The sequence below is a fragment of the Halomonas heilongjiangensis genome (assembly GCF_002879645.1).
GTDB lineage: Bacteria > Pseudomonadota > Gammaproteobacteria > Pseudomonadales > Halomonadaceae > Halomonas > Halomonas heilongjiangensis.
The window spans coordinates 64775-72433 of the sequence record NZ_PNRE01000051.1 but is presented as its reverse complement, the minus strand read 5'-3'; the positions used below and the strand labels follow the sequence as shown (position 1 = coordinate 72433).

The following is a 7659-nucleotide window of genomic DNA, read 5'->3' as shown; positions in this document are numbered from 1 at the left end:
GGCCGCGGGCTGGCGATGGGCGCTTCGCTGGCGGCCGGGCCGGCGGCCCCCAGGTCGGTGGCAATGGCCTCGCCCTGCTCCTGCCAGAGTTGCCGTTCCTCCTCGCTGGCCCGGGGCGAGAACAGGCCGGTCTGCGCATAGACCAGGCCGATCACCGGGGACAGCCAGCAGGCGAAGGCCAGCGGGATGTACAGCAGGTTCTCGACATTGCCGTCGGCGATGCCGAGCGCCAGGGCGCTGATCACGAAGGCCCCGCCGGCGTTCCACGGAATCAGCGGCGAGATGAGGGTCCCGCCTTCCTCGATGGCGCGGGACAGGTTGAGGGTCGAATAGCCCATGCCGCGGTAGGTGGGGGCGTACATGCGGCCGGGCAGGGCGATGGAGAGGTAGGGGTCGCCGGCGACCAGGTTGGTGGACACCGAGGTCAGCACCGCCGAGGTCTGCAGCCCGGCGAAGCTACGCACCTTGGTCATGATCGCGCGGATGATCGCCTCCAGGCAGCCGGTCTTCTCCAGTGCGCCGCCGAAGCCCAGCGCGATGAGCACCAGCGAGATGGTCCACATCATCGACTGGATGCCGCCGCGGTTGAGCAGGCTGTCGATGGCGGCGACGCCGGTGTCGATGGAATAGCCGCTGTTGGCATAGGTCAGCACATCGTGCACGCCGACCCCCTGCACGAGCATGGCGGTGACCGCCCCGGCCAGGGCGCCGGCGAACAGCGACGGGATGGGTGGCATGCGCTTGACCGCGAGCGCGATCACCAGCACCGCCGGCAGCAGCAGCCAGGCCGAGATGGTGAAGTTCGCCTGCAGCGCGGCGGTGATGGCATCGATCCGCTCGAAGGAGGCGTTATCGTCGTCGATCAGGGTGAAGCCCGCCACCAGGTAGATGACGAAGGCGATCAGCATCGCCGGGATCGTCGTCGGCATCATGTTCTTGATATGCGAGAAGACGTCCGTGCCGGTGACCGCCGGAGCGAGGTTCGTGGTGTCGGAGAGCGGCGAGATCTTGTCGCCGAAGAAGGCGCCCGACACCACCGCGCCGGCGGTCCAGTACATCGGGATATCGAAGCCCGCGCCGATGCCCATCAGCGCCAGGCCCACCGTGCCGACCGTGCCCCAGGAGGTGCCCAGCGCCAGCGAGACGACCGAGCAGAGCAGCATGGCCGCCGCCAGGAAGATGGCCGGCGAGAGGATCGTCAGGCCGTAGTAGATCAGGGTCGGCACGGTGCCGCTGGCGATCCACACGCCGATGATCATGCCGACGCAGATCAACACCGAGACGGAGGGCAGGGACACGTGGATGACGTGAAAGATGCCCTCTTCGATCTGTTTCCAGCGGAAACCGAGTTTGACGCCGACCAGGGCCGTGATCGCCAGGCCGATGGCCAGGGGAATGTGGGGAGTGAAGTCGCCGAAATAGAACAGTTGTACCGCCAGTACCAGCAACGTCAGGACGACGGGCGTGAGCGCCAGCAACAGGCCTGGTCGTTGATAGTCGATTGGACTCTTTGGACTTGTCATGTCAGTTACCTTCGGTTTGATGTGCGTTGTTATTGCTTTGCCTTATCAAGCGTTACGCAACTTGCCGATTGTTATCGATCGACTCTCGATCGGTAGAAGCTATAACAGTGATTATTTGATAAGCAGTTGTCGGGCATTCGTATCCCCCTTGGCCGCCAGATGTCGCAAGCCCCGACCGGAAGGCCGCAAGGACACCGTGATCCAGGTGTCGTGGACAGTCGGATCGCGATAGCTGGCTACTTGGTGCTTTCATTCAGCCTTCAAGGCTCATTGTTGGTCATTTCGGCTAGGAATTGGCTCCAAATAACGCTAGATTGGTTTACCTTTGTCCTTGATATCAGTTAATGGTAGGTAATATGGCTAGCAAGATGGAGCGCCTTGACCGTATAGATCGGCGCATTCTGCACCAGCTTCAGGAACATGGACGCCTCCCCATCGTGGAGTTGGCAAACCGGGTGAACCTCACCAAGACGCCCTGTGCACAGCGCGTACGCCGACTCGAGCAGGCCGGTATCATCCGCGGCTATCGCGCCGACCTGGACCCCAAGCAACTCGGTGCGGGCCATGTGCTGGTGGTGCTGGTGACCATGGAGAAGACGAGCGAGGACGCCCTGGACCGATTCAACGAGGCCGTGCGCCTCATTCCGGAAGTGCAGGGCTGCTATATGGTGGCGGGGAACTTCGATTACCTGCTCAAGGTGAGAACCCACGATATTGCGCATTACCGTGCCGTACTCGTCCAGCAGATCGGCCGGCTGCCGAATGTTCACCAGACACACTCCTTCGTGGTGATGGAGCTCGTGAAGGACGAAGTGACGGTGCCGGTTCCCATCGATCACGTCAGCTGGCCGGAGTAGTTCACGACTCCCCGGCGGGCGCCTGGCCCGGGCGGTGACGCGGTCTCGAGGAAGGGGGCTGTCGATGGCCGCGTGCCGGCTCGACAACCCGGAGGGGGCGGCCTCGCCCGGGGCTGGGGCCCCGGGCGAGGCGGTTCAGTGGTAGCGCGGTCCGGCGCCGTCGCGCGAGGCCCGCGGGGGCAGTCGGGTGAAGCGGACCGGCGGGCTGTACTCCTCGCCTTCCGGGGCCCGCTCCGGGGCCGGCCGGACCCGCCAGCCACGCGAGGTCGCCCACTCCTTGAGCTCCCGGTAGTTGAGCAGCGGATACTCCCGCGAATAGGGGTTGGGGGACGACGAGGGGAAGGCGAAGGCCACATGGGGGTAGTGGGCGAAGGCGTCTTCGCTGTCATGGGCGGCCAGCGCCCGATCCAGGGCGGTCTGCCATGCCCGGGAGTCGCGAGGTGCTGCTGCGGAACGACTTGCATGCATCGGATTGCCCTCCGTTGATATGCCTGTTTCCGGGGCCATGAAAAACGCCCCGCCCGGCGTGGCCGGACAGGGCGTCATCATCGGGGTCGGCGGGGTCGGCCCGAAGCGCTCGGGAGCCGTGGGCCCGCCTGCAGGAGGCCGGTGGACGCGGGCGGCCCGACGGGGCCGCGCGTCGAGGGTCGGGGCTTGGTGATCCACCATGGCGATGCCTCCGGACGTCACGCCGGGGAGCGGTTCCCCGGCAGGGTCTTCGCTCAATCCCAGCTCAGCGCGCCACCCACCTGGTACTCGGTGACGCGGGTCTCGAAGAAGTTCTTCTCCTTGCGCAGGTCGATGATCTCGCTCATCCACGGGAAGGGGTTCTGGGCGCCGGGGAACTGCTCCTTGAGGCCGATCTGGGCCAGGCGGCGGTTGCAGATGAAGTGCAGGTACTCCTCCATGATCGCCGCGTTCATGCCGAGCACGCCGCGGGGCATGGTGTCCCGGGCGTAGGCGATCTCGAGTTCGGTACCCTCGAGGATCATCTGGGTGACCTCGTCCTGGAACTCGGGCGTCCACAGCTGCGGGTTCTCGATCTTGATCTGGTTGATCATGTCGACCCCGAAGTTCAGGTGCATGGACTCGTCGCGCAGGATGTACTGGAACTGCTCGGCGACGCCGGTCATCTTGTTGCGCCGGCCCATGGAGAGGATCTGGCTGAAGCCGCAGTAGAAGAAGATGCCTTCGGTGACGCAGTAGAAGGCGATCAGGTTGCGCAGCAGCTCCTGGTCGGTCTCGGTGGTGCCGGTGTTGAAGTCCGGGCGCGCCAGCGACTGGGTGTGCTTGAGACTCCAGGCGGACTTGGCGGCCACCGAGGGCACCTCGCGGTACATGTTGAAGACCTCGCCCTCGTCCATGCCCAGCGACTCCACGCAGTACTGGTAGGCGTGGGTGTGGATCGCCTCCTCGAAGGCCTGGCGCAGCAGGTACTGGCGGCACTCGGGGTTGGTGATCAGGCGGTAGAGGGCCAGCACCAGGTTGTTGGCCACCAGCGAATCGGCGGTGGAGAAGTAGCCCAGGCTGCGCTCGACGATGCGCCGCTCGTCCGCAGTCAGGCCGTCCTGGCTCTTCCACAGGGCGATGTCGGCGTTCATGTTCACTTCCTGGGGCATCCAGTGGTTGGCGCTGCCGTCCAGGTATTTCTGCCACGCCCACTCGTACTTGAAGGGCACCAGTTGGTTGAGGTCGGCGCGCGCATTGATCATCTGCTTGTCGTCGACCTCGATGCGCGCCGCCCCCATCTCCAGCTCCTCGAGGCCGGCGGCCACGTCGAGCTCGTCCAGCGACTTGCGGGCGCGGGCCAGGCGGTCCTGGTCGGCCACGGCGTAGCGAGCGGCACCTTCTCTTACGGTCTCTGCTCTCACGGTCTCTTCGCGCACGGCCTCGGCCCGGGGCTCGGCGGCGGGCTGCGGCTTGGCCACCGGGGCCGGCTGTTCGGCGACCGCGGTCTCGTCCTCGTGGAATTCGTCCCAGTTCAGCATCTGTCTCTCCCGGTATGTGGTCCGGATGATCCGCAGGAGCCCAGCCCGGGGCGCCTGTCGGCGCCATTCGCCCGGCGGAGCCGAGCTCCTACAGGTCCGTATTGCGTTACTGACAGGCCTCGCAGCCCAGTTCGTCGATATCGCCGGCCGAGGGCGGGCGCTGGCCGCCTTTGCCCTTGAGAAAATCAGCCTGCAGGAAGTCCTCGATGCCCCGCGGCTCGGGGGTGGCCGGCGCGGCGGGTGTCGGGCTCGGCTCGGCCGCCGGGGCCCCGCCATTGCTCACCGCATTCAGCGTGCCGCGGTCGACGGTGGACTTCTCCACCGAGGTGGCGCCCAGGGCGCGCAGGTAGTAGGTGGTCTTGAGGCCGCGGAACCAGGCCATGCGGTAGGTGACATCGAGCTTCTTGCCCGAGACGCCCTGGATGTAGAGGTTCAGGGACTGGGCCTGGTCGATCCACTTCTGGCGACGGGCGGCGGCCTCCACCAGCCACCTGGGCTCCACCTCGAAGGCGGTGGCGTACTTGGCCTTGAGGTCGTCCGGGATGCGATCGATGGGCTGGGCCGAGCCGTCGTAGTACTTGAGGTCGTTGATCATCACCTCGTCCCACAGGCCGCGCGCCTTGAGGTCATTGACCATCTGGGCGTTGACCACGGTGAACTCGCCGGAGAGGTTCGACTTCACGTAGAGGTTCTGGTAGGTCGGCTCGATGGACTGGGTCACGCCGCAGATGTTGGAGATGGTCGCCGTGGGGGCGATGGCCATCACGTTGGAGTTGCGCATGCCCTGCTCGGCAATCTTGTCGCGGATGCGGCCCCAGTCCTGGGTGGCGGAGGTGTCGACCTCGATGTACTTCTCGCCACGCTCGGCCCTGAGCGTCTCGATGGAGTCGATGGGCAGCACGCCCTGGCTCCACAGCGAGCCCTCGAAGCTCTCGTAGCGGCCGCGCTCGGCGGCCAGGTCCGAGGAGGCCTCGATGGCGTGGTAGCTGACCAGTTCCATGGAGCGGTCGGCGAAGGCCACGGCCTCGTCACTGGCGTAGGCGATGTCCTGGGCGTAGAGGGCGTCCTGGAAGCCCATGATGCCGAGCCCCACCGGGCGGTGCTTGAAGTTGGAGTTCTTCGCCTGGGGCACCGCGTAGTAGTTGATGTCGATGACGTTGTCGAGCATGCGCACCGCGGTGCGCACGGTCTTCCTGAGCTTGTCGTCGTCGAGCTCGCCGTCGACCACGTGCTGGGCCAGGTTGACCGAGCCGAGGTTGCACACCGCGATCTCGTCGGCGCTGGTGTTGAGGGTGATCTCGGTGCACAGGTTCGAGGAGTGCACCACCCCGGCGTGCTGCTGCGGGCTGCGCAGGTTGCACGGGTCCTTGAAGGTGATCCAGGGGTGGCCGGTCTCGAACAGCATCGACAGCATCTTGCGCCACAGGTCCTTGGCCTTGACCCGCTTGTAGAGCTTCAGCTGGCCGGTACGGGTCATCTCCTCGTACTCGGCGTAGCGCTGCTCGAAGGCGGCGCCGTAGAGGTCGTGGAGGTCCGGGCAGGTGGCCGGCGAGAACAGCGTCCACTCCTTGTCGTCGAAGACCCGCTTCATGAACAGGTCCGGCACCCAGTTGGCGGTGTTCATGTCGTGGGTACGGCGGCGGTCGTCGCCGGTGTTCTTGCGCAGCTCGAGGAACTCCTCGATATCCAGGTGCCAGGTCTCCAGGTAGGCGCAGACCGCGCCCTTGCGCTTGCCGCCCTGGTTGACCGCCACGGCGGTGTCGTTGACCACCTTGAGGAAGGGCACCACGCCCTGGGACTTGCCGTTGGTGCCCTTGATGTAGGACCCCAGCGCGCGCACCGGGGTCCAGTCGTTGCCCAGGCCGCCGGCCCACTTGGAGAGCAGGGCGTTGTCGCGGATCGCACTGTAGATGCTGTCCAGGTCGTCGGGTACGGTGGTGAGATAACACGAGGAGAGCTGGCTGCGTACGGTGCCCGAGTTGAACAGGGTCGGCGTGGAGGCCATGTAGTCGAAGCTGGAGAGCAGCTCGTAGAACTCGATGGCGCGCGCCTCGCGGTCGTCCTCGTTGAGGGCCAGGCCCATGGCCACGCGCATGAACATCACCTGGGGCAGCTCGTAGCGCACATCGTCGCGGTGGATGAAGTAGCGGTCGTAGAGAGTCTGCAGGCCCAGGTAGGTGAAGGCGTTGTCGCGGGTATGGTCGAGGGCGGCCCCCAGGCGCTCGAGGTCGAACTCGGCGAGCCGCGGGTCGAGCTGCTCGAACTCGATGCCCTTGGCCACGTAGGCGTGGAAGGCCGGCTTGTAGAAGTCGGCCATCTCGCCGAAGGTGGCCTCGTCGGCCACGCCCAGGAACGACAGCGCCTCGCGGCGCAGGTTGTCCTGCAGCAGGCGGGCGGTGACGTAGGTGTAGTTGGGCTCCTTCTCGACCAGGGTGCGGGCGGTCATCATCAGCGCCTGGGAGACGCCGTCGATGGTGACGCCGTCGTAGAGGTTCTTCAGCGACTCCTCGACGATGCGGTTGGGATCGACGTTGGCGAGTTCGGCGCAGGCGTCGAACACCAGGGTCTCGACCCGGCCCAGGTCCAGCGGACGGATGCTGCCGTCGGTCAGGGTGACGTTGAGGGTCGGGTGGGGCTTCTCGATGTCGCCGCCGGCGGCGGCACGGGCACGGGCATGCTCCTCGCGGTAGAGCACGTAGGCGCGGGCGACCTTCTGCTCGCCGGCGCGCATCAGGGCCAGCTCGACCTGATCCTGGATGTCCTCGATGTGCAGGGTACCGCCGTCGGGCATGCGGCGCTGGAAGGCCTGGGCGATGGCCTCCGACGAGTGCCGGACGAAGTCACGCACCCGCGAGGAGGTGGCGGCGTTGTCGCCTTCCACGGCGATGAACGCCTTGCTCATGGCCACGGCGATCTTGCCGGCATCGAAGGGCACCACGTCACCGGTGCGCTTGATGACACGCAGGGTGCGGGGGGCAGTGACGGAGACGGATGTCTTGTCCGGGGTTGCGGTGGTATCCATGGCGCCGAGGGTCCCTGTCTGATGATCGAAAAACACGTGAGCTAAGCCGCTGTTGACAGCGGGTGAAACGGTTGCTATGGCACAGTATATGGTGTTCGTGCCGTGACGAAACACAAGATAGTGTGCTTTCATGGCGCCATCAAGTGGATAAGTTGTGGATGGCCTGTGACCATTCGGGGGGAGTTCCGCGACGGCTTGTCAGGCCGCATGGTTGGGCCTCCCACTTCAATCTCACCGGGTTTCGTGAATGCGAAATCGTGGTTTTCGGG

5 protein-coding genes are annotated in these 7659 nt (G+C 65.6%); 1 reads left to right on the top strand and 4 read right to left on the bottom strand.

Annotated features, from left to right (window positions below; all coding sequences use genetic code 11):
* Nucleotides 1-1523, bottom strand: a 1523-nt coding sequence (gene nhaC / locus C1H66_RS11870; RefSeq protein WP_102628097.1) for a Na+/H+ antiporter NhaC, incomplete at its 3' end; no start/stop codon positions are given.
* Nucleotides 1524-1879: 356 nt separating this feature from the next.
* Here nhaC and C1H66_RS11865 point away from each other — a divergent pair.
* Complete coding sequence (locus tag C1H66_RS11865; RefSeq protein WP_240618292.1) at nucleotides 1880-2380, top strand: Lrp/AsnC family transcriptional regulator; 501 nt, start codon at nucleotides 1880-1882, stop codon at nucleotides 2378-2380.
* Nucleotides 2381-2515: 135 nt separating this feature from the next.
* Here the strand turns inward: C1H66_RS11865 and C1H66_RS11860 are convergent, their stop codons facing one another.
* The 3 genes from C1H66_RS11860 to C1H66_RS11850 all read right to left on the bottom strand — a co-directional run bounded on the left by C1H66_RS11860 (nucleotide 2516) and on the right by C1H66_RS11850 (nucleotide 7390).
* Nucleotides 2516-2848, bottom strand: coding sequence for a hypothetical protein (locus C1H66_RS11860; protein WP_240618291.1), 333 nt, complete (start codon nucleotides 2846-2848; stop codon nucleotides 2516-2518).
* 254 nt (nucleotides 2849-3102) lie between these two features.
* Complete coding sequence (locus C1H66_RS11855) at nucleotides 3103-4368, bottom strand: ribonucleotide-diphosphate reductase subunit beta (RefSeq protein ID WP_102628091.1); 1266 nt, start codon at nucleotides 4366-4368, stop codon at nucleotides 3103-3105.
* 106 nt (nucleotides 4369-4474) lie between these two features.
* Nucleotides 4475-7390: a ribonucleoside-diphosphate reductase subunit alpha gene (locus tag C1H66_RS11850; protein ID WP_102628090.1), complete on the bottom strand. Its 2916-nt coding sequence runs from the start codon at nucleotides 7388-7390 to the stop codon at nucleotides 4475-4477.
* Nucleotides 7391-7659: the final 269 nt, after the last annotated feature.